The following is a 22,416-nucleotide window of genomic DNA, read 5'->3' as shown; positions in this document are numbered from 1 at the left end:
GCGGGGCGGGGGGGGGGGCGGCGGGGGGGGGGGGGGGGGCGGGGGGCGGGGGGCCCCCCAGCCGGGCCCCCCCCCCCCCGGGTGGGGGCCCCGGGGGCGACGACCGTCGCCGCGACGACGGTGGCCGGTACGGGCTACGGCTGGATAGCCGCCCTCAAGACCCCTGTCTCGCCGCACAACTGGTCACCCACCAGCGTCCTCGGACGCGCCACCGGCGCCCTGCTCCAGGAGCTCGGCAGTGGTCTCGCGCCGTTCGCGATGCCCGCCTGGCACGCCGTCGGACTCGTGGCGACCGTGGGGCTGCTGCTGTTCATATGGCTGCGGCTGCGCCCGCACCCGGTCTACGCGCTCGGCCTGAGCCTGGCCGCGGTCGCGGTGTTCGGTCCCGCGATCCGGCCCTGGTACGCGCTGTGGGGCCTGTTCCTCATCGCGGCGGCGGCGCCCACCGGTTCGGTGCGCGGGCGCGTCGCGGCCGCGAGCGCGGTGCTCGCGCTCGCGGTGCTGCCGAGCGGTTCGCCGGCGGACGCCGGACAGGTGATCCTCGCCGTCTCCGGCGGACTGCTCGCGCTCGTCGTGCTCTGGCAGGCCCACCAGGCGGCACAGCCGCCGGCACCCGGACTGGAGCGGACGGCATGACGGACGACACGGAACACGGAACGGACCCGGGCGGGGCGAGAGGCACGGGGGAGACGAGCGGGGCGATCGGGACGAGGGCCATGAGCGCGCGGAGCACGACGACGGAGACGACCGGAAGACGGACGCCGGTCGGCGGGCGGGGTTCCGCCGGCGTGACGGCGCTGCTGAGCACCGACCGCCGGCGCTTCCTCCTCGTCCTCGGACTGGCCGTCGCCGTCGGCGTGTTCACGGCCACCGTGCCGCTGCTGCGTGACTGGTTCGATCTGCGCGTCTACTACGGGGCGGTCGACACCTGGGTCCACCACGGCGGCAGCATCTACGACTACCGGGTGCCGGGAACGACGTACGGATTCACCTACCCGCCGTTCGCGGCCGTCGGCATGCTGCCGATGGCGCTGGTCGGGCTCGGCACGGCGATCGCCGTCACCCTGCTCCTCAACCTCGCCGCCCTGACCCTGGTCGTGGGCATCCTGGCCGGGCCCGAACTGCGCCGCTTCGGCTGGTTCGGCTGCGCTCTGGCGGCGTGCGTGCTGGCGCTGCTCGAACCGGTCCGCGACACCTTCAGCTTCGGCCAGGTCAACCTGGTGCTGCTCGCCCTCGTCCTGAGCGACGCCTGGCTGCTGTCGAGCGGGCGCGGCCGCCTGGCCGGCGTCGGTATCGGTCTCGCCGCGGCGATCAAGCTCACTCCCGCGCTGTTCATCGCGCTGCTGCTGCTCGGCCGCCGCTGGCGGGCCGCCGGTGTCGCCACGGCCGTCGCCGCGGCGGCCACCGCGCTGGCGGCCTGGGCGGCGCCGGACGCCTCGCGCTTCTACTGGACCGACGCACTGTGGGACACGACCCGCATCGGGCGCCTGGACTATGTCTCCAACCAGTCGCTGCAGGGGGTGCTGGCACGGCTCGTGGCACCGCAGGAGCCGAGCAGGGCCATATGGGCGACGCTGGCCCTGCTGGTCCTGTGCGTGTGGGTGTGGCGGACCTCGCGCGCCCTCTCCGACGAGGACTGGATCACCGCCTTCGCCCTGACCGGGCTGGCCGCGTGTCTCGTCAGCCCGATCACCTGGGTGCACCACCTCGTCTGGTTGCTGCCGTCCTTCGCCGTGCTGCTGCGGCGGCGCCGGCTGCGAGTCGCGGCGGCCCTGTACGCGGTGCTGTGCAGCAGTGTGGTGTGGCTGTGGTTCGACGACGCGTCCGGCCTCGACGGCTTCCTCGGCAGCAACACCTATGCGTGGATCACGCTCGGGCTGCTGCTGTGGCTGCCGGTGGGTCAGCCGCGCCCGGACCGGGCCGCCTTGAGCCGCAGGCCCAGTGCGACGCCCGCCGCGCCCAGCACGGCGGCACCGGCGATCTCGGCCGCGCCGGACCAGCCGAACCCCTCGTCCTGAGAGGGCGCGGCGGCGGTCGGCCGTGCGCTGTGTACCGGCCGAGCGGCGGCCGCGGGTCCGGCGGCGCGACCGGGTCCGGCGGCGCGACCGGGGCGCGGGGCGGCCTGGGCGGGGGCGGAGGGTCCGGCCGGGGGGACGGCAGGCGCTTCGGGCAGCGTCCCCACGGGATCGACCTCGCCGGCCGCCGCGAAGCCCCAGTCGAGCAGCGAGCGCGCCTCCTCGTACACGGTCAGTCCGCCGCCCGCCTGCGGGTTCATCACCGTGACGACGAGGGTGCGCCCGCCGTGCTTGGCCGCGGCGACCAGGGTGTTGCCGGCGTTGGTGGTGTAGCCGTTCTTGACACCGATCAGACCCGGGTACCGCTCCACCCCGTTCGCGCCGGTGAGCAGCCGGTTGGTGTTCTGGATCCCGTACGAGGAGCCGGCGTGGCCGGGGAACATCGCCTCGGAGGTGGAGCAGTACCGGGCGAAGTCGGGGTTGCGCAGTCCGTCCCGTCCGAACACCGCGAGGTCGTACGCCGACGAGACCTGCCCGGGCGTGTCGTACCCGTCGGGTGAGACGACGCGGGTGTCGTCCGCGCCGAGGGAACGGGCCTTGGCCTGCATCTGGGCGGCGGTGCTCGTCCAGCCGCCGTTCATCGAGGCGAGCACGTGCACGGCGTCGTTGCCGGAGTTGAGGAAGACACCGCGCCACAGGTCCGCGACGCGGTACGTGATTCCCTCGGCCACGCCGACCATGCTGCTGCCCGCGCCGATGCCCTCCAGTTCCCGCTCCTTGACGGTGTGCAGGGTGCTGCCGGGCAGCGTCGGGAGGACGGTGAGGGCGAACAGGGTCTTCAGGGTGCTCGCGGGCGGCAGTCTGTGGTGGGCGTTGTGCGCCGCGAGGATGTCGCCGGTCCGGGCGTCGGCCACCAGCCAGGACAACGCGGAGACGTCCTCGGGGACATCGGGTGCGCCGGGCCGGAGCCGTACCTGTGTGCCCGGCTGATCGAGCGCCGAACGGGGCGGCGTGGCGGGCCGGGGCGCCCCGGGGACCGCGTCGGCGAGTGCGGTGGCCGGGCTCTGCGCGGCGGCCAGCAGACCGGCCGCGCACACGGCGGAGCAGGCCAGGGCGGCACGCGTGACCGCGGAGCGAGAGGCGACGGTCCGGAATGAGAATCCGATGGTCATACCGCAAACGTAGGAACGGACGCGGGACACGCCGGGGTGGCCGGGCCGAGTGGCGTCATCGAGCACCCGGATGCCGCAGGCGCGGGCGTCGGGGCGTCGAGGTGGGCTGAACGCGGGGCGGGGGTCAGGGTGGCGGGGTGGAACGAACGCGGGGCGGGGGTCAGGACGGCGGGGTGGGCTGAATGCGGCGTGGGGTCAGGACGGCGGGGTGGACTGAACGCGGGGCGGGGGTCAGGACGGCAGGGTCGGCTGGATGTGGCGCAGGAAGGTCGCGTTGTCCGGGGTGGCGCGCAGTCGCTCCAGGAGCGTCTCCAGACCCGACTGGCCGTCACGCGTCAGCAGGGCCCGGCGCAGCCCCCGTACGGCGGTCGACTCGGCCGTCGACAGCAGGAGTTCCTCGCGGCGGGTGCCGGAGCCGGTGATGTCGGCCGCGGGGAAGATCCGTCGGGCGGCCAGGGTCTTGTCCAGCCGGAGTTCCATGTTGCCGGTGCTCTTGAGCTCCTCGAAGAAGTAGTCGTCGGCGCGGGAGCCGGTCTCCACCAGGGCGGTGGCGAGGATGGTGAGCGAGCCGCCCTCCTCGGCGAGGCGCGCCGCGCCGAAGAGCCGCTTGGGGCCCTGGAGGGCGGCGGCGTCCACTCCGCCGCTGAGGGTGCGCCCGCCGGCGGCGGCCGCGTTGTTGTGCGCCCGGCACAGCCGGGTGAGCGAGTCGAGCAGGATCACGACGTCCTGGCCCGCTTCGACGAGCCGCTTGGCCCGTTCGACGACGAGTTCGGCGAGCGCGATGTGCTGCTTGGGCGTCCGGTCGAAGGTGGAGGCGTAGACCTCGCCGCGTACCGAGCGTCGCATGTCGGTGACTTCCTCGGGACGTTCGTCGAGCAGCATCACCATCAGGTGGCACTCGGGGTGGTTGCCGGCCACGGCGGCGGCGATCTGCTGGAGCAGGACCGTCTTGCCGGTCTTCGGCGGGGCGACGATCAGGCCGCGCTGGCCCTTGCCGACGGGCGAGACCAGGTCCATGACGCGTCCGCTCAGACCGCTCGCCGGGTGCTCCAGCCGGAGCCGGTCACGCGGGTGCAGCGGGGTGAGGTCGCCGAAGTGCGGGCGGCGGCGCGGTTCTTCGGGGCCGCGGCCGTTGATCCGCTCGACCTCGGTGAGGGTCCGGGGCCCGCCGCGCACACCCTCCACGGTGTCGCCCTTGCGCAGGCCGTGACGGCGGATCAGCGCGGGGGAGACCTGGAGGTCGTCGGGTGAGGGCAGGAGGTTCGCGGAGCGCAGGTGCCCCTTCCCGCTGCCGTCGATGTCGAGGACACCGGCGGCGGTCCGGGCCTGGGGCCGCTCCTGTACTGGGGGGTGTTCGAGTGTGGTGGTCATGGGATGTCCTCTCGGGGACGGGATCGCATGGGCATGCGGGAGGAAGGGGGAGAGAAGCCGCGAAGGGAGGGCGCGGGGCGCGCCTCGGTGCGGCGGGAACATCACCTCGGACACGACGGGAGAAGTCCCCGGTGGTGTGCGGGAGGTGGTGCCGAGAAGCCGGTCCGCCCGTCGGGATCGACGGTGTGGCGGCGGGAGATAGGAACTGGCACCGGCGCCTGAACGAAGAGGCGTACACGAGTGCTGTCGGCACAGTAGCACGGCTTGGGGTGGCGGGGATGTGATCCGCGTCTCAGCGGATCGAGAGTTCGGCGTACGACGCCGGGACACGCGGCCGGTCGAGCCGCACCGGCGCTGCGGCATCCCTCGCCCGGTCCACCGCGGGATCCGCCGGCTCCCGGTTGCCCCGATCCGCTTGGCAGGGCGCCGGATTCACCGTATGCGCGGCACCCCTTGCCCGCTCCGAAGTGGGATCCGCCGGCTCCCGGGTGCCTCGACGCGCGGGGCCGGGCGCCGGATCAACCGGCTTCCGAGGCGCCTCGGTCCGCCCGGCCCGCGGCCGGATTCACCGCCGCCCGGGAGCCTCGATGGCGAGCACGCGGTCGCGCAGGACGGGGAGTTCGGAGCGCATCAGCGCGACCTGGGCCATGTCGAGGTCCACCGTCAGGGTCTCCTCCGCGGTGCGGGCCTCGCCCAGGACGGTTCCCCACGGGTCGACGACCACGCTGTGTCCGCCCTGCCGCATACCGCCGTGCGTGCCCGTCGCGCAGCACGCCAGGAGGAAGACCTGCTCCTCCAAGGCCCTTGTCCGCGTGAGGAGTTGCCAGTGGGTGAGCCGGGCCGCGGGCCAGGCGGCGGGTATCGCGATCAGCTCGGCGCCCGCGTCGAGCAGGCCCCGGAAGAGTTCGGGGAAGCGCAGGTCGTAACAGATGGCGAGGCCGACCACGCCGAAGTCGGTGGGCACGGTGACGATGGCGTCGCCCCCGCCCATCAGGGTGGCCTCGCCGGTGTCGAACCCGTACCGGTGGATCTTGCGGTAGTGCCCCCGCAGCTCGCCGGCCCGGTCGAAGAGCAGCGCGGTGTTGTACAGCGTTCCGTCCGTGTCCCGTTCGACGATGGATCCGGCGTGCAGCCAGACTCCGGCCTCGCGCGCCGCGGCGGACATGGCCTCCGCGGTGGGGCCGTCCACTGCCTCGGCGTCGTGCCCCCAGCGGTCGTACGCCCAGGCGCCGGCCGCCCACAGTTCCGGCAGGACCACCAGATCGTCGCCGGCCCGGGCGCGGACCAGCGAGGCCGCCCGGTGGCGGCGCTCGTCCGCGGAATCCGCGTCGTCCACGGAAAGCTGTATCAGCGAGGCACGCATGCCTGTCACCTCCGGGACCGCGTTCCGCGATCCAAGGAAACGTGTCCCTACGAGCGTAAGGAGGCAGGTGCCGTTTCCGCTTCCCGTGGCGGGGTGCCTCCGGGCTGGTGGATCGGTCCCGGCCCGGGACCCTCCGGGCCGGGGTGGCCCCTGCCAGGTCCCTCCGGAGTGTGGATCGGCTCCGGCCGGGTCAGCGCAGGCGCCCGAGAACGTCGGGCGACAGCCGTTCGGCGAGCCGTTCCAGGAGGGCGACCGTCTCGGCGATCTCCGCGTCGTCCTCGGTGCCGAGAGCGGCGCCCAGCGCGGTGTCGACCGGGGTCGCCGCGACCTCGGCCCGGCGGCCGGTGACCTCGGGGTCGCGCCGGATCAGGGAGCGGCGGCGGTCGGCGGGGTCGGTCACGGTGAGGACCGAGCCCGCCTCCTTGAGGCGCGCCACGCACGCCGACACGGCGCTCTGCGGCATGCCCGTGCGGACGGCGACCTCGCCGACCGTGGTGTCGGGGTTGGCGTACACGTCCAGCATGACGATCAGCATGGACCGGGTGCTCGTGGACCGTCGGCCGACGCCCTCGGCGGGGATGGCCTCCTCGCCGATCTTCATCAGGGTCCGGCCCAGAAGGAAGAGTTCCGCTCCGTTCATGGCTCCAGATCGTATCAAGCACGATGCATCGGAAATAATGCATCTCTCTTGATGCATCAAAAATGATGGATTATCTTCGGGGGAGGCGCGGCACCGAGGGGTGTCCGCGAGCGACCGTGTGAGGAGCCCGTCATGCAGGCCACCCGTACCGGCTCACTGTCCGTTCCCGGCGCCGCCCTCCACTACGAAGTGCGCGGTGAGGGGCCCCTGTTGCTCGTGTCGCAGAGCGGCGAGGGCGACGCCAACCGCAGCGACACGATGGTCGACCACCTCGTCGAGACGTACACCGTGGTGACGTACGACCGGCGCGGTCTGTCCCGCAGCGTGCTCGACGACCCGGCCCGCGGCGCCACGCTCGACGAGCACGTGGACGACGTGGACCGGCTGCTGGCCCACCTCGACGGCGGGCCCGCGCTGATGCTCGGGTGCAGCATGGGCGCCGTCATCGGGCTCCGTCTCGCCCGGCGACGGCCCGAGCGGCTGAGCGTCCTGGTCGCCCACGAGCCCGCCATCCCCGGCATGCTGCCCGAGGCCGAGAAACTGCGCGCCCGGCGGGAGCTGGACGAGATGCGTGAGGTCTTCCGCGAGGACGGCTGGATCGCCGGGGTGCGCAGGATCGGCCAGATCCTCGGCATCGACCCGGCCCGCCAGGACGTCGAACCGGGCGCCAGGATGGCCCCCTTGGACGCCTCCCGCGAGGCGAACTTCACCTTCTTCATCGCGCACGACGCCGTGACCATGAGCCGGGCCGAACTCGGACAGGACGAGATCTCCGCGCTCCGCCACGGGCCGGTCCGCATCGTCCCCGCGGCCGGACGCACCACACCACGCCAGGTGTTCGACTACCGCTGCGCCGAGGAACTGGCCGCCGGACTCGGCGTCGCGCCGGTCCACTTCCCCGGTGGCCACAACGGCAACCTGACCCACCCGAAGGGCTTCGCCGAGCTGCTGCGCACGCTGCTCTGAGCAGGCACAATCGATCGTCGTACGACGCCTGTTGGCATCGTACGACCGTCAACCCGGCCCAGCAGCAAGGAGAACACGGTGGACACCTCGTCCGAGATACCGCACCGCCTGGACCCCGCGGGGGGCTGTCCGCACGCCGACAACGCGCGGCTGCTCGCGCGGGGCGCCGTCGCGACGGTGGAGCTGCCCGGCGCGGTGGAGGGCGCGGTGGTGCTCGGGCACGAGGCGTTGAAGGAGTTCCTCGCCCACCCGGACGTCGCCAAGGGGGCCCAGCACTTCACGGCCCTGCGCGAGGGGAGGATCGCCGCCGGCTGGCCGCTCATGACCTTCGCCACCGTGCAGGGGATGACGACCGCCGACGGTGACGACCACCGCCGACTGCGGTCCCTCGTCAGCAAGGCGTTCACCGCCCGGCGCGTCGAGCAACTGCGTCCCCGCATAGAAGAGTTGACCTCCGGACTGCTCGACGGCCTGCACAGGGCGGCCGAGGCGGGCGGGGGAGTGGCCGACCTGCGCGAGCACTTCGCGCTCCCGCTGCCGATGAGCGTCATCGGTGAACTCCTCGGCGTCGAGGCCGAGTACCGCGACCGGCTCCACCATCTGACGAACCAGGTCGTCGCCACCGACATCGGCCCCGAGCAGGCCGTCGCCGCCAACCGCGAACTGGTGGCCGTGCTGAGCGCCGTCGCGGCCGCCCGCGCCGAGAACCCCGGCGACGACCTCACCAGCGCGCTGATCGCCGCCCGGGACGAAGACGGCGACCGGCTCAGCCAGCAGGAACTCATCGGCACCCTGGTACTCATGATCATCGCCGGGCACGAGACCACCCTGAACCTGATCACCAACGCCGTACGGGCACTGTGCGGGCACCGGGACCAGCTCGACCCGGTCCTCAAGGGCGAGGCGAGCTGGGGGGACGTCGTCGAGGAGACCCTGCGCTGGAACGCCCCCGTCAGCTACTTCCCCTTCCGCTATCCGGTACGGGACCTGACCGTCGACGGGACCGTCATCCCCCGGGGGACGCCCGTCCTCGCCGGCTACTCGGCCGCGGGCCGCGACCGGGCGGCGCACGGGCCGGACGCCGACCGCTTCGATGTCACCCGCCCCGGGCGTCCCGACGCCGTCCGCCACCTCTCCCTCGGACATGGCGCCCACTACTGCCTCGGCGCGCCGCTCGCCCGGATGGAGGCCACCATCGCCCTGGAACGGCTGTTCACCCGCTTCCCCGACCTGGACCTCGCCGTGTCCGAGTCGGAGCTCACCCAGCAGACCAGCTTCGTCGGCAACAGCGTCCAGGTCCTTCCCGTGCGGCCCGGCACCTCCCGCGTCTGACGGCGTTCGGGAAAAAAGATTTCGCCGCCTGTCGATTCGCCGGAGTGCCGTCCGTCGGTGGGGTGTAGGAAGCTCATGAGTACCAGGAGGAACCATGAAGTACATGCTGCTGGTCTGCGGCGACGACACCGCCGACGCCTCCGGGATGGCGCCCGTCGAACCGTGGGTCGAGGAACTGGGCGCCGAGCGGGGCGTCCGCCTGCACGGCCACCGGCTCCGGCTGCCCGCCGACGCGGTCACCGTCCGCGTACGCGACGGCGAAGTGCTCCGCACCGACGGGCCGTTCGCCGAGACGAAGGAGTACGTCGCCGGCTTCGACATCCTCGACTGCGCCGACATGGAGGAGGCGATCGAGGCCGCCGCGAAGCACCCCGTCGCCACCATCGGCGCCATGGAGGTCCGACCCTTCTGGGACGACGAGGACGCCGAGGGGGAGATCCGCCGCCTCGACACCGAACTCACCGAGGCCCTGCGCGAACGGGACCTCGACCGGGCCATGGCCTGCTACGCCCCCGACGTCGAGGTCTTCCACCCCGTGAGCGGCGTGGAACAGAGCGGCGCCGACGCCCTGCGCAAGGCCGAGGAACAGTGGTTCGCGGCGCTCGCCGGCCCCGCCGACCGCGAGGTGCTCGACTTCCGGCTGCGCATCGACGAGAGCGTCGCCTTCAGCCACGCCCTGGTGCGCGTACGCGCACCGCTCGCCGACGGCACGACGCTGGACTCCACCACACGCGTCACCACGGGATACCGCGCGGCCGGTGACCGCTGGCGGATCGTGCACCAGCACATCTCGGTGCCGTCGGACGCCGGCCGCCCGCCGACGGGCGGGGCACGGCCATGAGATACGCCCTGTTCATCTGCACTCCGGTCGACGGCGAGGAGCTCGCCCCCGAGGAACTGGCCGACGACCCCCGGTTCACCTCGTACATTCAGGAGGTGCGCGAGCGCGGCATCGTGAAGGGCGGTGCCCGGTTGCGCCCGGCCGCCGACGCCACGACCGTCCGGGTCCAGGGCGACGAAGTCCTGCTCACCGACGGACCGTTCGTCGAATCGAAGGAGTACGTCGCGGGCATCGACATCATCGAGGTCGCCGACCTCGACGAGGCCATCGCGCTCGCGTCCCGGCATCCGGCGGCGCTGGGCGGCGGTTCGGTGGAGGTGCGGCCGCTCTGGGAGTGAACGACGGCGTCGAGGAGGCGGTCGCGGCCGCGTTCCGTGAGGAGTGGGGCCAGGTCGTCGCCACCCTGATCCGGGTGACCGGCGACTGGGACCTCGCCGAGGAGTGCGCGCAGGACGCCTTCGCCCAGGCGCTCGACCGGTGGCGGCGCGACGGGGTGCCGCGCCGCCCCGGCGCCTGGCTGACCACGACCGCGCGCAACCGCGCCCTGGACGTGCTGCGCCGCGAGGCGGTCGGTGCGCGGAAGCTGCGGGAGGTGGCGGTGTCGGCGCGCGACGAGGGACCGTACGACCCGTACGGCCCGTACAACATGTACAACCCGTACGAATCGGAACCCGACGAGGAGAGCGGGGTCCACGACGACCGGCTGCGGCTGATCTTCACCTGCTGCCACCCGGCGCTGGCCATCGAGGCCCGGGTGGCGCTCACCCTGCGCACCCTGGCCGGGCTGACCACGCCCGAGATCGCGCGCGCCTTCCTCGTCCCCGAGGCGACGATGGCACAGCGGCTGGTGCGCGCCAAGCGGAAGATCCACAACGCCGGCATCCCCTACCGCGTACCGCCCGCGCACCTCCTGCCCGAACGCACCACCGGTGTCCTCGGCGTGCTCTATCTGCTCTTCAACGAGGGGTACGCCGCCACGGCCGGCGCCGATCTGGTGCGCGCGAACCTCTCCGCCGAGGCGATCCGCCTGGCCCGCGTGCTGGCCCGCCTGATGCCCGACGAGCCCGAAGTCCTCGGGCTGCTCGCGCTGTTGCTGCTCCACGACGCCCGCAGCGGCACCCGCGTCGACGCCTCGGGCGACCTGGTCACCCTGGAGGACCAGGACCGTACCGCCTGGGACACCTCGGAGGCGGACGAGGGCGCCGCACTCCTGGAGACCGCCCTGCGCCGCGGGCGCCCCGGCCCGTACCAGATCCAGGCCGCCATCGCCGCCTGCCACACCACCGCCGCCACGGCCGAGGAGACCGACTGGGCCGACATCGCCGGCCTCTACGGCGAGCTCCGGCGCTTCGTGCCCTCCGCCGTGGTGCGGCTCAACCGGGCGGTGGCCGTGGGCATGGCCGAAGGCCCCGACGCGGGCCTCGCCCTGGTCGCCGAACTGGAGGCGGAGGGCGAGCTGGACGCCTACCACCTGCTGCCCGCCACCCGAGCGGACCTGCTGCGCCGCGCCGGACGCACGGGGGAGGCCGCCGACGCGTACGACAGGGCCCTCGGGCTGGTGGAGAACGCGGCCGAGCGGAGATTTCTGGAGAAGCGGCTCGCGGAGTGTCGACCGGCGTAGGGGCTCTTCGTCGGTTTGATGCCTGGTCTAGCCCACTGCTCAATGGAGCGGGAAACTGGGCCTGATGGATCCAAGATCGGTCCCGTGTGTGGCCCAACTGGCCCGGAGGCGGTCAGGCCACCCGGCGGCGCCGCCTCTTCAGCGCGTCCTTGTTCGCTGCCTTCTCCGGCCGTGGCCCCGTGAATCAAGACCGCACCGCAGCCCCGGACCGAGGCACGGATCAGATCCGGACGCCGAACTGGAAGGGCATGTCGGCCATCGACTCGATGCGGACGAACGCGCCGGTGTGCGGGGCGTGCAGCACTCGGCCGTTGCCGGCGTAGAGGCCGACGTGGTGCTGGTCGCCGTAGAAGATGACCAGGTCGCCGACCTGGAGATCACTCTGCGAGTAGAGGCGGGTGCCCGCGTTGGCCTGGGCCTGCGACGTGCGCGGAATGGTCACGTCGGCCTGGGCGTACGCCCAGGAGGTGAGGCCCGAGCAGTCGAAGGTGCTGGGGCCGGAGTGGGCGTACGCGTACGGTGATCCGATCACGCTCTGGGCGGCGGCGAACGCGGCGGCGGCGCGTCCCGAGGCGGCCTTGGTGGTGCCGAGGTCGACCCGCTCGTCGGCGCGGGTGGCCCGCTGCTGGTCCTGGGTGGCCAGCGCCGCCTTCTCCTGCGCCGTCAGCGTGTTCAGGAGCTTCTGCGCCGCGCCCAGCTTGCTCTGGACTTCCTTCTTCTTGCTCGCGAGCTTGATCCGGGTGTCGGCGAGGTCCTTGAGCTTCGCGGAGGCCTCGGCGCGCTGCTGGGCGAGTGAACGCTGCTTCTCCTGGACCTTCTTGAGCGACTCGGCCTGCTGAGCGGTCAGCTGGTCCATGGCCGAGGCCTTGTCCAGGAAGTCGTCCGGGTTCGAGGAGAGGAAGAGCGCCACGGAGGGGTCGATGCCGCCGGTGCGGTACTGGGCACTGGCCATCGAGCCGAGGCCGTCGCGGAGCTGATTGAGCGCGTCCTGGCCGCGGGCGACGTTGTCCTGCAGGGAGTTGATCTCCTTCTGCAGTTCCTTCTGCTTCTCCTGGGCGCCGTTGAGCTTCTCCGTGGCCTGCTCGGCCTCCTGGTAGAGCTTGTCGACCTTGGTCTTGACCTCGTCCTTGTCGGGCTTCTCGGACGGCGCGGCATTGGCGACGGTGGCACTGAGGGCAACGGCGGCAGCGGCGGCTGTGGTGAGCACGGTCACACGGGTGCGGCTCGGCTGCTTGGGTCGACGGTGGGACGCCACGAAAGCGAACTCCTTCTTCTTTCGGCCGCCTGCCGCATACGCCGACGAGCGGTGATCCTTCACTGTCACCCCAGCGAGTGAACAACCGAGCAAAGGTTCGGGTGGCGACTGTAGTGACTCAGTCTTCATTAGAGCAAGTGGCGTTGTAATGCCGGATGTTGAGTGACAGAGACGAGTGACGGCTCCCTTCAGGGTGTTGCCGGTTAGGCGTCAGGTGTTGATTTGGATTCGACCGGTCAAGGCGACACTCTCGGCTGATGTGTGAAATCCCGGGCACTCGTGCGGCCGGTTGTTGAGCTTCGTCGCGATGGCGTCAAGCTCGTCCTGGCTGAACGTCGACAGGTTTGTTCCTTTGGGCAGATGCTGCCGGAGCAGCTTCTCGATCGGTCGGGCGTCGGTGATCTGTGAACGCCACTGGCCTTTCACTGTGTGGCGCTTGTTCTTCCGGATCGGGCGGCCAGTTCGAACGAGCCTGCACAGTTCGCGGGGGACCACCTGTCAGCGGGTGGTGTGGATCGCCCGGTAGATCGTCTCGTGGGTGATCCGCGTCCGCGGGTCGTCCCCGTGATGCAGACTCAGGTGCCCGACGATCTGTTCGGGCGACCACTCCTCCGGCAGCAGGGGGAGCGCCGTCTGCCTTCAACCGGCACCGTCGCTCTGCCGGTTGAACCCGAGTCCGTCGAAGCGGATCTGGTTCAGCGGGAACCTTCGGCCGGTTGCCGGACACGTATAGGGCATGGAACTGAATGACGCTGGTCCCGCCGTACGGGTCGGAGGGATATCTGATCGAGAACTGTGGGTGAGGGCCGTCGACGGCGACCGGGAGGCGTTCGGTCGGATCTTCGACCGTCACGGGAAGACCGTCTACAACCACCTGTTCCGGCGGACGGCCGACTGGTCCGAGGCCGAAGACCTCACGTCGACCGTGTTCTTGCATGCCTGGCGTCGGCGATCGGAGACGGTGCTGGACCGCGACTCGGCCCTGCCGTGGTTGCTGGGCATCGCCGACCGCCTGCTGTCGAACACCAGGCGGCGGCTGAGGCGGGCCGAGGCGTTGCTGCGCCGGCTCGTCTCGCACGACGAGTCGGTGGGCGACCACGCGGACCGCGTCGCCGGCCAGGTCGACGACGCGCGTCGTATGTCGGAGATCCACCGGGCGCTGGCTCGGCTGCCGCGCCACGAACGCGAGGTCGTCGAGCTCTGCGTGTGGTCGGGCCTGGATCAGCAGGCGGCTGCGGCAACGCTGGAGGTGGCGGTCGGAACCGTCAAGTCCAGACTGCACCGGGCGCGGCGGAGGCTGGGGGCCGACCTCGTCGGCAGATCCACGGTTCCGGCGTCATTCAGTTCGAGGAGTCCCGTCAACGCGGAAGAGGTCGCACGATGAATGACATGCCGGGCATTCCCGCGGCTCCTTCCGATCGTGATCTGCCGAACCACCGGCGGACCCGAGAGGAGCTACTGATGAAGATCGATCCAGAGGACAACCGTGCTTCGCTGCGACGCAGGTGGGGAGTGCCGCTGGGTGTTGCCGCCGGCGTCGCGGCGGTGAGCGTCGCGGCCGTGGCCGTCTTCAGCGGGGTAGGGGATGCCAGGCCGCTTCTCGCCGATCCTGCCGGAAACCCGACGAGCGTCGCCGCACCGAGTCCGATCACAACGCGTGGCTCCACGTCGGCGCCGTCATCGACTCGCACGACTTCCACCCCGGACGCGTTCGCCATCACCAGTGGGACGACGAGCCCGATCGACGCGGGGACCGTCGCCAAGATCCTGGCCTCCTGCCTGGGCTCGGATGCCTCGAGCTACCACGCGGTGGTCGCGGCCCGCGCTCCCATCGCCTCGCGGGACGGGGACGGTGTGGTCATCGCCGTCAACTCCGCCGATCAGTACGTGCAATGCCAGTCAAAGGGCGACAAGGGCAACAGTCAGGATTCCCCGCCCACGTTCATCAACAATCGCCTGTGGGGCACCGGTCGTACGATCGAGTATTTCGACTCCATTCGCGAGGCCACCGGCAAGGGGCGATATCTCATGTTGGGCGCCGGGCATTACACATCCAACATTGCCAAGATCGCCATCAGCTACGGCGATAATCCGAAGCAGTACCCGGCGGTCATGGCGGGCGGCGCGTTTGTCTACGCGGCGGCTCTCTCCGTCGACAATCCCGGCTCGCACTATGCGGGCCCGAGCCCCTACGTCCATGCCTACAACGCAGCCGGTGAGGAGATCTACAACCAGGAGAAGGACCCGCAGTTCACCAGCAACCGGTAAATCGGCGATTCGGTCGACCCTATTGCTGCCCGGCGAAGTCGAAGGACTACGCGCCGGTCTCGCCGGCGCTGAGGATGAGCTCGCCCAGATCGACAGGCGTTCCCGAAAGTAAACGGTCGTCGGTCTCGGTATGCCTACGGCCTGGAGCGAAGATCGTCGAGTGCCGTGCAGATCGGCGGACGCCGGCGCTCTCGGCAGCAACTGGCGCGAGCTGCCTGTCGAGCGGATCCGTGAACTACGGCGTCACAAGAACCTGACAGCCCATCTGGAGAGGGTTCTCAGCCACCTGCAGTCCGGCTACGACGGCTGCTCGCCGTTGTCGAAGGCGGCGGCGACAGGCCGGCCGACCGATGCCGGGTACCACCACCGCCCCGGCCGAAAGCACCGGAGCGGGTCACCGGACCGGTTCCCGGATCACTGCCGACCTCGCCTTCCTCGCCTACGCGATGAAGGCCCCGGCCCACCCACCCGGCAGTCAGCCGGCGGGCAGGCAGGGAAGCGGTAGACCAACGAAGAGGGCCACCGTGTCGGTGGCCCCGCGCTCGCAAGCTGTCCCGAACAACCCGGACGTCTGGCTCGCCGGGCTACGTCTGGGCGGCTGACTCGGCCCGTGAGCCGGTGAGTTCGAAGATGCCGTAGCCGAATCCCCGGGCGCTCACCGTACCGGCGCCGATCCCGACGCCGTCCGATTCCAGGGAGCGGACGCCGAAAATCCACTCGACAGGGCAACTCGCCTGTTCTCGACGCGGGTTGACCACGACGAGATACCGGCCGCCCCGCACGTACACGAACGGGTATCCGGCGTGCACCACCTCGACCGAGCCGGCCGGCCCCAGCTCCGGCGCCCCGGTGCGCAGCGCGACCAGACGGCGTACGAGATGCAGGAGCGAGGCGTCGTCGGACCGTTGGGCGGCGACGGTCGGTCGGTCCGGGGACGGATCGAGGGGGAGGTACAGCCGGTCGGAAGGGGCCGTGGAGAAACCGGCGTTGGGGCTGTCGTCCCACTGCATGGGCGTACGGGACCCCGCGCGGTTGTAGCGCGGTCCCAGCACGCTGCCCTCCTTCTCGGGCAGTCCGGAAACGTAGCGCATGCCGATCTCGTCGCCGTAGTAGATCGCCGGAAGCGTCGGCCAGGTGAGCTGGAAGACGAACGCGGCGGGAAGCTGACCGGCCGTGCGGGGGCCGCAGTTGAGACGGGAGAAGTCGTGGTTGGCGGTCGGCAACGCGATGAACCCGCTCTCGCCGACCGCGCCGGTGGCCTTGCGCCAGGCGTCCAGGAAGGGGCCCGGTGAGCCGCGGCCCTCGGCGTCGAAGAAGCAGTCGAGCGGGTCCCAGGCCTCGTTGACCGTGCCCTCGCCGTTGCTCCACAGCGAGCGCAGGGCCAGCCCGTCGGTGGGGCCGCCGAACTGGAGGAAGAAGTCCGCGTGGAACCCGGCCGGGACGGACACCTCGGGTTCGCCCCATTCGGCGAGGAGCACGGCCTCCGGATGCGCGCCGTCCAGCCAGCGCCTCAACTCCGTCCAGATCGCGGCCGTCTCCCGTTTGTCCGGGTCGTCCTTCACGAGCGAGGCGGCCATGTCCACCCGGAAGCCGGCAAGACCCAGGCCCAGCCAGTGGTCCATCACCGTGCGCAGCACGGCCCGGTTGGCGCGCGGACCCGGTGCGTCGACCGGCAGCCGCCAGGGCTCGTCCGGACGGGTGCGCCCGTAACCGAAGTTGAGGGCGGGCTGGAACGCGAAGAAGTTCGGCAGGTAGGCCCCCGGGCGGGTCCCGGGGGAGGGGACGAAGCCGTCCGGTGCCCGGCTCTCGGGCGCCCAGATGTACCGGTCGTCGGCCGGATCGTCCAGCGCGGCCCGGAACCAGGGGTGTTGGTCGGAGGTGTGACCCGCCACGAGGTCGAGGAGCACACGGATGCCGCGGCGGCCCGCCGCGTCGACGAGGCGGGCGAGGTCGTCGGACGAGCCGTAGCGGGGTGCGACCCGCAGATAGTCGGCGACGTCGTACCCGGCGTCGCCGAACGGGGAGACGAAACACGGGTTGAGCCATACGGTGTTGACGCCCAGCCACGCGAGGTGGTCGAGGCGCTCGGTGATTCCGGCGAAGTCGCCGATGCCGTCACCGTTCGAGTCGGCGAACGACTGCGGATAGATCTGGTAGAAGACGGCGTCGGCCAGCCAGGCGGGGGCGGGGCGGAACGAGGTCATGTCCGGGACGATAGATCAGCGCACCGGGCGTCCGCTGCCCCACAGGCCGCCGTTCGGCCGGCGTCCCCCTCATGGCGCCGTCGGCATCCTCCACCCTGACCGGCCGGACAGGTTCTAAGCTCGGCGGGATGTTCACCCCGCAAGGTCCCACCCTCCGCGAGCTGGCCGTGCAGGCTCTCTCGTCGATCGAGCACGGCTACGACCTGCTCGCGCCCAAGTTCGACCACACGCCGTTCCGGACGCCGGACACGATCCTCGAAGCCGTGGGGAGCGCCCTGGCGCCGATCGGGCCGTTCGCCGCGGGACTCGACCTCTGCTGCGGCACCGGCGCGGGCATGGAGGTCCTGCGGGAGCTGTGCCGGGACAGCGTCACCGGGGTCGACATCAGCGCGGGCATGCTGGCGGTCGGACGCTCACGACTCGGGGCCGGTGACCGGCCGTCCCCGGCGGGTGAGGGCCGGTCCCCGCTGGGCGCGGACCGGTCGCCGACGAGCGAGGACCGGTCCCCGGTGGGTGACGGCCGGTCATCGGCGAAGGGGGGCCGATCCCCGGTGAGCGAGGACAGGCCGCCCGAGGGCGAGGGCCGGTCCCCGGCGGTCGCCTTCGTGCGCGCGGACGCCCGCGACCTCCCTTTCGGGTCCGTGTTCGACCTCGTCGTGAGCTTCGGCGCCTTCGGGCACTTCCTGCCGCGTGAGCTGCCCGGCCTGTTCTCCGGCGTCCACGCCGTCCTGCGCCCGGGCGGACGCTTCGCCTTCCCGATCATGGCCCCGCCGCGGCCCGACTCGCTCGGGTACTGGGCCCTGCTGGGATTCGACACGGTGATGCGGGTGCGCAACGCCGTCCGGCGTCCGACCTTCGTCATGTACTACCGCACGTTCCGGCTCGGAGACGTCGAGCGGGAGCTGGCGCGGGCCGGATTCCGGACGGAGCTTCACGCGCTGAACGAGTTCGGCCGCCGACGGGACGGCAGTCCGCGGGTTCGCATGGTCGTGGCCACACGCGAGGACACCCCGGGAGCGCCCGGCGGCGGCGCGTGACGCTGTTCCCCGCCCCCGGTGCTCACTTGGCCGCCGGCAACGTGAACTCGTAGACCAGGGCGTCCTGTTGGGCGTCCACGGTCAGATCGGTGATCTCCAGGGGACGGTCGTACTGGTCGTGCACGCGCCGGGTGACCCGTACCGACTGCGGGAGTCTGGTGATCGCGTCCCGGTGGTGCAGGGTCAGACCCGCCTTGCGCATCCAGTCGTAGGCGCGTGAGAGTTGCGCCGAGGCGTGGCCGTCCGCCCGGTCGCGGTAGCGGGCGAGCTCCTCCACCTCGGTCACGGCGATGGCGGAGAACGATGTCACGGCAGAGCGCAGTCCGCTGCCGTCGGTCGCGGCCGACTCGTAGCGATGGACCAACGTCGCCCGCCGCGGGGCGAGTCCGAGGGCCTTCGCGTGTTCCGGTGGGGGAGTCTCCCAGGTCACGGTGGTCCTGCGGCACCCTTCGGGTTCGCCGGTGTGCGCGCCGACGGGGAAGTCGAGGGATGGGACGTGTTCGGCGCCGGTGCCGGACAGCGTCGCATGGCTGCCGCGTCGGTCGGTGGAGACCTGGCCGTCGCGCCGCAGCATGTGCAGCGCCTGTCGTACGGTCTCCCGGCTGACGCCGAAACGAGTGGCCAACTCGCGTTCCCCCGGCAGTCGTTCGCCGGGTGGAATGATCCCGTCACGCAGCTCGTCGAGCAGTTGTGCGGCGATCCGCGCGTAGAGCGGTTCGTGGTCGGTCGGATGGGTGGTGCGGGCCATGTCCGCGCCTCCTGCATGGTGACATGAAGTAGCCGTGTGAGCTCGGTGCGCCACCACATGTAGCATTGGTCTAAACCAGTAGCAAAGAGCGTCCGGGGACTTAGGCCGAATTCCGCCCGCGCTCCCGGTCGCCCCGCACCGCGCTCGGAGCGCGCCGCCCCCGGCATCCTCGGGCGCGGACATCCTTGGGCCGGGGGCGATGCGTGGGCCCGCCCGACCGGTCACGCATCTCGGCGCGACCCTGTCTCCGGGGCCGCGAGATCGCGAGACCCGCCCGGCCCATCGTGTCCGAAAGTCCCCGGCCGGGCGCCGATCGCGCGGGCCCCGGACCGAAGGTCTGCCGGCCGGTCCAAGGGAACGTCTGTCAGCCGGCCCAAGGCGAGGTCTGGCAGCAGGTCCAAGGGAATGCGTCGGCAAGTCCATCCGATCCTCTCTCCGCAGGTTCAACGGCCTTGCAGGGACGGTTCGTTCCCGAATCGAGTGTGACAATTCGCCCGGCCCGCACCCCTGTCGGCGCACCCCGTGGCCGCCGCATACTCCTGGCTCCGGCCGGACGGTGGGACGACCGTCCGCCCAGGACCGGGACGAGAGGAGACGGTGCACAGTGAGCGCGGCGGCCGCGGGGACCTGGAAACTGGGCGACTTGGAGGTCAACCGGATCGGCTACGGAGCGATGCGACTGACCGGCAACGGCATGGCCGGGAACTCGGACGGTCCGCCGATCGACCGCGACCTCGCGGTCCGCCTGCTGCGCCGGGCGATCGACCAGGGCGTCGACCACATCGACACGGCCTCCTTCTACTTCTCACCGCTGCGCTCGGCCAACGAGCTGATCAACCGCGCGCTGTCGTCCCGCCGGGACGACGTGGTCGTCGTGACCAAGGTCGGGCCGGGCCGCAGCCCGTCCGGGGAGTGGTACCCCATGGCCCGCCCCGACCAACTGCGCGGTCAGGTGGAGGAGAACCTGCGGCAGCTCGGCCGGGACCAGCTCGACGTGGTGAACCTGCGCCGGAACGGTCGTGACACGCACTCCGTCGCCGAGCACTTCGGGGCGCTCACCGAACTGCGCGAGGCGGGCCTGATCCGTCACCTCGGCCTCTCCAACGTGGGCCCCGAGCATGTCACCGAGGCCCGGTCCATGGCTCCGGTCGTCTGCGTGCAGAACTCCTACGGGCTCGACGCGCGCGGGGCCGACGAGAGCGGGCTGGTGGATCTCTGCGGCGAGCTCGGCATCGCCTTCGTCCCCTTCTTCGCGGTCTCAGGACTGCGCCGGGAGGCGGCCGCCGGGCAGGAGCCGGACGACCGGGTCCGTACGGTCGCCCGCGCCCACGGCGCCACACCGGCACAGGTGCGGCTCGCCTGGACCCTCCACCGCGGGCCGCACGTCCTGGCCATCCCGGGCACGACCGACCCGGCCCACCTCGACGAGAACATCGCGGCCGGCGCCCTGCGGCTCACCCCGGAGGAACTGGAACTGCTCGATGCGCCGGCAGGTTGCGGGGAGCGGGCAGGCGGCGGGGCGTCGGCGTAGAGGGTGCCCCAATACCCCAATGCAGGGGAGGCGTTGTCAGAGGCCGGCCGTAGGCTCGCCGCGTCAGGGTTCGGTGGATGGAGGCGACGTGAGTTTCGACCTTGCGGTGTGGTTCGAGTCCGGGCGCGTCTCGGTCGCCGATGCCACGCGCACGTACGAGCGGCTGTGCGACGGCGACCTGACCGGTGCCGGAGTCGTGGCGAACGAGGCCGTGGCCGCCTTCCACCGGGAACTGACCGACCGGTTCCCCGGGCTTTCGGCCACGTCGGACGACGACGCGCGGGCGGAGGCGTCACCCTGGGCAGCCGGCCTCGACGTCTCCGCCGCGCATGTGATCATGCCGATGTCCTGGAGCCGGGCCGACGGCACGGCGCCCGAGGTGGTGGCCCTCGCCGGCCGGCACGGTCTGGTCTGCCTCGACCCGCAGGCCCAGATGCTGCACCGTCCGCCCGCGCAGCGCGCGGCCGACGGGCTGAGCCTCCGGCCGTGCGTCGGGCTGAAGGTGGAGGACCCGGACCCCGAGGTGATCGACCGTGCCGTGCGCCGGCTGTCCGCGGAGAACTGGTTCCTGATCCTGGAGCGGCGCAGCGGCCACTTCCTGCAGGTCGGCCACGGCCCCAACGCGGGCCTCGCCACGGACGGTTTCGCCGTCGAACACCGGGAAGGCTCGATGGAACACCACTACCGTTGCGTGCTGAGTGGGCGGGATGAGGTGACCGCGCTCTTCGCCGACTACGCGGCGGGAGCGAGCACTTGGAGCGTTGACGCACAGTGGGCCGGCCTCTTCTGACACGACCGTGTCTTCTGAGGCGACCGTCCGACGGACGGCCCCGGCCCTTCGCCGGTCCCGGTCCGAGGCCGCGCCGCCCCGGTACGCCATGGGTGGATATCTCTTTTCTCCCCGCGCGCCCGCGACCATGGCCCCCGGAATGTTACGGGAACAGGCCGATACAGGCCGCGCGAAAATCGCGCGACCTGCATCGATAATCCGGAGGGAATTCGGTTGATCCTGGTGTGGAATTCAGTTCAGCGCGCGACCGAATTCGTATCCTGGAAGGGTCGCGCGTCGATACGACCTCTCCCGGGGAGTTGCCTGATCGGCCGCTAGAGGATTTCGATGTCCTTGACCTGCGGAGGGCGGCTCGGGAAAGTGATGTCGGTCCACCGGTTGATGCGCACCGAGTCGCCGTTCGCGTCGTAGTAGATGAGATCGTTGTTGCCCGTCGAAATGCGGTCGACCCACCACGAGCCGAAGTTGGTCCGGCCCTTGTTGGCGTAGCAGTCCACGCTGGACCTCCCGTCCAGGTGCGACCAGATCTTCAGGTAGTCCGCCCCGCCACGGCACTCGATGTGGTCGATGGCGAATGCGTTGCCGGTGGGCATGGCAATCGTGACGGCCATGGTGGCCGCGGCCGCCACGGCCACGGAACGGGCTACCCTCATCGTCCTTGAGATCACAACTTCTCCTTCATTCAACATTCGAACAGGGAGAGCACGACACGGCCGGACGCATGAAAGCTTGCCAAAAGGGTGTCTGCCTGCCTTCGTGCGACCCTTCCTTCGTCTTGTCTCTCGGGCTTTCTCCACGAAGATCCGGCAAGGCGGATGCATACGGCAAGGATCTATGGCCCCCTGGACCGGAATGTGCCTCTGAATGTCTAGATCGGAACCACTTGGAGCGGGGTTAAAGCCTGATTTTCGGCCGCCCGTAAGACCTTTTGGCCAGGTAGAAGAAAGGTGCCTCTGGCCGACAAGAATGCGGATTGTCGACGTCCTTTTCCTGCCCCAGCCGGAGGTACTTCCCAGGCGAAGAGGCGTATCGGGTCCTCTCCACGTGTCCGCGTTGCAGGCGGTGGCCACGGAGTGATGTCTCAGGCCCGCACCGGCGGGCAACCCGGCCGGCAGTCACGGCGGAAACCGTCGCAGTACTAGGTCGTGTCCGCAAAGTCTCGCCTGCCCGGCGACGCCTGGCACGCACTCTCGCCGCACCGGCCCCAGACCCGAGTACATCCAGTACGCAGGCCGGGGGCCGGCACGCCGAGAGCACGCACC

General features: G+C 71.2%; 21 protein-coding genes. 12 read left to right on the top strand and 9 right to left on the bottom strand.

The window, feature by feature from the left end:
• A partial coding sequence (gene mptB, locus ACFXGX_RS39520) for a polyprenol phosphomannose-dependent alpha 1,6 mannosyltransferase MptB (RefSeq protein WP_384802061.1) occupies positions 1-636 on the top strand: 636 nt, incomplete at its 5' end.
• Positions 633-2,018, top strand: a complete 1,386-nt coding sequence (locus ACFXGX_RS39515; protein WP_384802058.1) for a glycosyltransferase 87 family protein — start codon at positions 633-635, stop codon at positions 2,016-2,018. The genes mptB and ACFXGX_RS39515, both read left to right, overlap by 4 nt.
• Here ACFXGX_RS39515 and ACFXGX_RS39510 read toward each other — a convergent pair.
• The 4 genes from ACFXGX_RS39510 to ACFXGX_RS39495 form a co-directional block, all read right to left on the bottom strand.
• Positions 1,901-3,187, bottom strand: coding sequence for a D-alanyl-D-alanine carboxypeptidase family protein (locus ACFXGX_RS39510; protein WP_384802055.1), 1,287 nt, complete (start codon positions 3,185-3,187; stop codon positions 1,901-1,903). The two genes, ACFXGX_RS39515 and ACFXGX_RS39510, sit on opposite strands and share 118 nt — an antisense overlap.
• A gap of 231 nt (positions 3,188-3,418) precedes the next feature.
• Positions 3,419-4,558, bottom strand: a complete 1,140-nt coding sequence (rho, locus tag ACFXGX_RS39505) for a transcription termination factor Rho (protein ID WP_384802052.1) — start codon at positions 4,556-4,558, stop codon at positions 3,419-3,421.
• A gap of 565 nt (positions 4,559-5,123) precedes the next feature.
• Positions 5,124-5,921 carry a nitrilase-related carbon-nitrogen hydrolase gene (locus ACFXGX_RS39500; RefSeq protein WP_384802049.1) on the bottom strand — a complete coding sequence of 266 codons (798 nt, stop codon included), beginning with the start codon at positions 5,919-5,921 and terminating at the stop codon, positions 5,124-5,126.
• Positions 5,922-6,111: 190 nt separating this feature from the next.
• Complete coding sequence (locus ACFXGX_RS39495; protein WP_384802047.1) at positions 6,112-6,561, bottom strand: MarR family winged helix-turn-helix transcriptional regulator; 450 nt, start codon at positions 6,559-6,561, stop codon at positions 6,112-6,114.
• 132 nt (positions 6,562-6,693) lie between these two features.
• On the opposite strand from ACFXGX_RS39495, the gene ACFXGX_RS39490 reads away from it, so the two are divergent.
• The 5 genes from ACFXGX_RS39490 to ACFXGX_RS39470 all read left to right on the top strand — a co-directional run bounded on the left by ACFXGX_RS39490 (position 6,694) and on the right by ACFXGX_RS39470 (position 11,321).
• Positions 6,694-7,527 carry an alpha/beta fold hydrolase gene (locus ACFXGX_RS39490; protein WP_384802044.1) on the top strand — a complete coding sequence of 278 codons (834 nt, stop codon included), beginning with the start codon at positions 6,694-6,696 and terminating at the stop codon, positions 7,525-7,527.
• A 78-nt stretch (positions 7,528-7,605) separates the two neighbouring features.
• Positions 7,606-8,859 (top strand): cytochrome P450, encoded by a 1,254-nt coding sequence (locus tag ACFXGX_RS39485; RefSeq protein ID WP_384802041.1) that lies wholly within the window; start codon positions 7,606-7,608, stop codon positions 8,857-8,859.
• A gap of 94 nt (positions 8,860-8,953) precedes the next feature.
• Positions 8,954-9,700, top strand: coding sequence for a nuclear transport factor 2 family protein (locus ACFXGX_RS39480; RefSeq protein ID WP_384802038.1), 747 nt, complete (start codon positions 8,954-8,956; stop codon positions 9,698-9,700).
• Positions 9,697-10,038 carry a YciI family protein gene (locus ACFXGX_RS39475; RefSeq protein WP_384802067.1) on the top strand — a complete coding sequence of 114 codons (342 nt, stop codon included), beginning with the start codon at positions 9,697-9,699 and terminating at the stop codon, positions 10,036-10,038. Before ACFXGX_RS39480 ends, ACFXGX_RS39475 begins: the two co-directional genes overlap by 4 nt.
• The gene (locus tag ACFXGX_RS39470; RefSeq protein ID WP_384802064.1) at positions 10,029-11,321 is read left to right on the top strand and encodes an RNA polymerase sigma factor; all 1,293 of its coding nucleotides are present in this window, start codon (positions 10,029-10,031) and stop codon (positions 11,319-11,321) included. Before ACFXGX_RS39475 ends, ACFXGX_RS39470 begins: the two co-directional genes overlap by 10 nt.
• A 220-nt stretch (positions 11,322-11,541) precedes the next feature.
• Here the strand turns inward: ACFXGX_RS39470 and ACFXGX_RS39465 are convergent, their stop codons facing one another.
• Both ACFXGX_RS39465 and ACFXGX_RS39460 read right to left on the bottom strand, forming a co-directional pair.
• A complete protein-coding gene (locus ACFXGX_RS39465; protein ID WP_384802035.1) occupies positions 11,542-12,576 on the bottom strand; it encodes an NlpC/P60 family protein in 1,035 nt (344 codons plus the stop codon).
• Between the two features lie 210 nt (positions 12,577-12,786).
• On the bottom strand, positions 12,787-13,071 hold the full coding sequence (locus ACFXGX_RS39460; RefSeq protein ID WP_384802032.1) for a hypothetical protein: 285 nt from the start codon (positions 13,069-13,071) through the stop codon (positions 12,787-12,789).
• Positions 13,072-13,312: 241 nt separating this feature from the next.
• Here ACFXGX_RS39460 and ACFXGX_RS39455 point away from each other — a divergent pair, with 241 nt between their 5' ends.
• Positions 13,313-13,960 (top strand): RNA polymerase sigma factor, encoded by a 648-nt coding sequence (locus tag ACFXGX_RS39455; RefSeq protein WP_384802029.1) that lies wholly within the window; start codon positions 13,313-13,315, stop codon positions 13,958-13,960.
• 77 nt (positions 13,961-14,037) lie between these two features.
• Entirely contained in the window at positions 14,038-14,844 is an 807-nt protein-coding gene (locus tag ACFXGX_RS39450; RefSeq protein ID WP_384802026.1) for a hypothetical protein, read from the top strand.
• Between the two features lie 584 nt (positions 14,845-15,428).
• On the opposite strand, the gene ACFXGX_RS39445 is transcribed toward ACFXGX_RS39450, so the two are convergent.
• Entirely contained in the window at positions 15,429-17,048 is a 1,620-nt protein-coding gene (locus ACFXGX_RS39445) for an alpha-amylase family glycosyl hydrolase (protein WP_384802023.1), read from the bottom strand.
• A gap of 128 nt (positions 17,049-17,176) precedes the next feature.
• Here ACFXGX_RS39445 and ACFXGX_RS39440 point away from each other — a divergent pair, with 128 nt between their 5' ends.
• Complete coding sequence (locus ACFXGX_RS39440) at positions 17,177-18,085, top strand: class I SAM-dependent methyltransferase (RefSeq protein ID WP_384802020.1); 909 nt, start codon at positions 17,177-17,179, stop codon at positions 18,083-18,085.
• 22 nt (positions 18,086-18,107) lie between these two features.
• On the opposite strand, the gene ACFXGX_RS39435 is transcribed toward ACFXGX_RS39440, so the two are convergent.
• Entirely contained in the window at positions 18,108-18,833 is a 726-nt protein-coding gene (locus ACFXGX_RS39435; protein ID WP_384802017.1) for a GntR family transcriptional regulator, read from the bottom strand.
• 604 nt (positions 18,834-19,437) lie between these two features.
• Here ACFXGX_RS39435 and ACFXGX_RS39430 point away from each other — a divergent pair.
• Together ACFXGX_RS39430 and ACFXGX_RS39425 are read left to right on the top strand one after the other, a co-directional pair.
• Positions 19,438-20,364, top strand: coding sequence for an oxidoreductase (locus ACFXGX_RS39430; RefSeq protein WP_384802014.1), 927 nt, complete (start codon positions 19,438-19,440; stop codon positions 20,362-20,364).
• Positions 20,365-20,452: 88 nt separating this feature from the next.
• Positions 20,453-21,154: a hypothetical protein gene (locus tag ACFXGX_RS39425; protein ID WP_384802011.1), complete on the top strand. Its 702-nt coding sequence runs from the start codon at positions 20,453-20,455 to the stop codon at positions 21,152-21,154.
• 314 nt (positions 21,155-21,468) lie between these two features.
• On the opposite strand, the gene ACFXGX_RS39420 is transcribed toward ACFXGX_RS39425, so the two are convergent.
• Positions 21,469-21,807 carry a beta/gamma crystallin domain-containing protein gene (locus ACFXGX_RS39420; protein ID WP_384802008.1) on the bottom strand — a complete coding sequence of 113 codons (339 nt, stop codon included), beginning with the start codon at positions 21,805-21,807 and terminating at the stop codon, positions 21,469-21,471.
• Positions 21,808-22,416 lie beyond the last annotated feature (609 nt).

Source organism: Streptomyces sp. NPDC059371 (assembly GCF_042751995.1).
In the GTDB taxonomy this organism is placed as follows: domain Bacteria; phylum Actinomycetota; class Actinomycetes; order Streptomycetales; family Streptomycetaceae; genus Streptomyces.
This window is presented reverse-complemented; position numbering and strand designations above follow the sequence as displayed.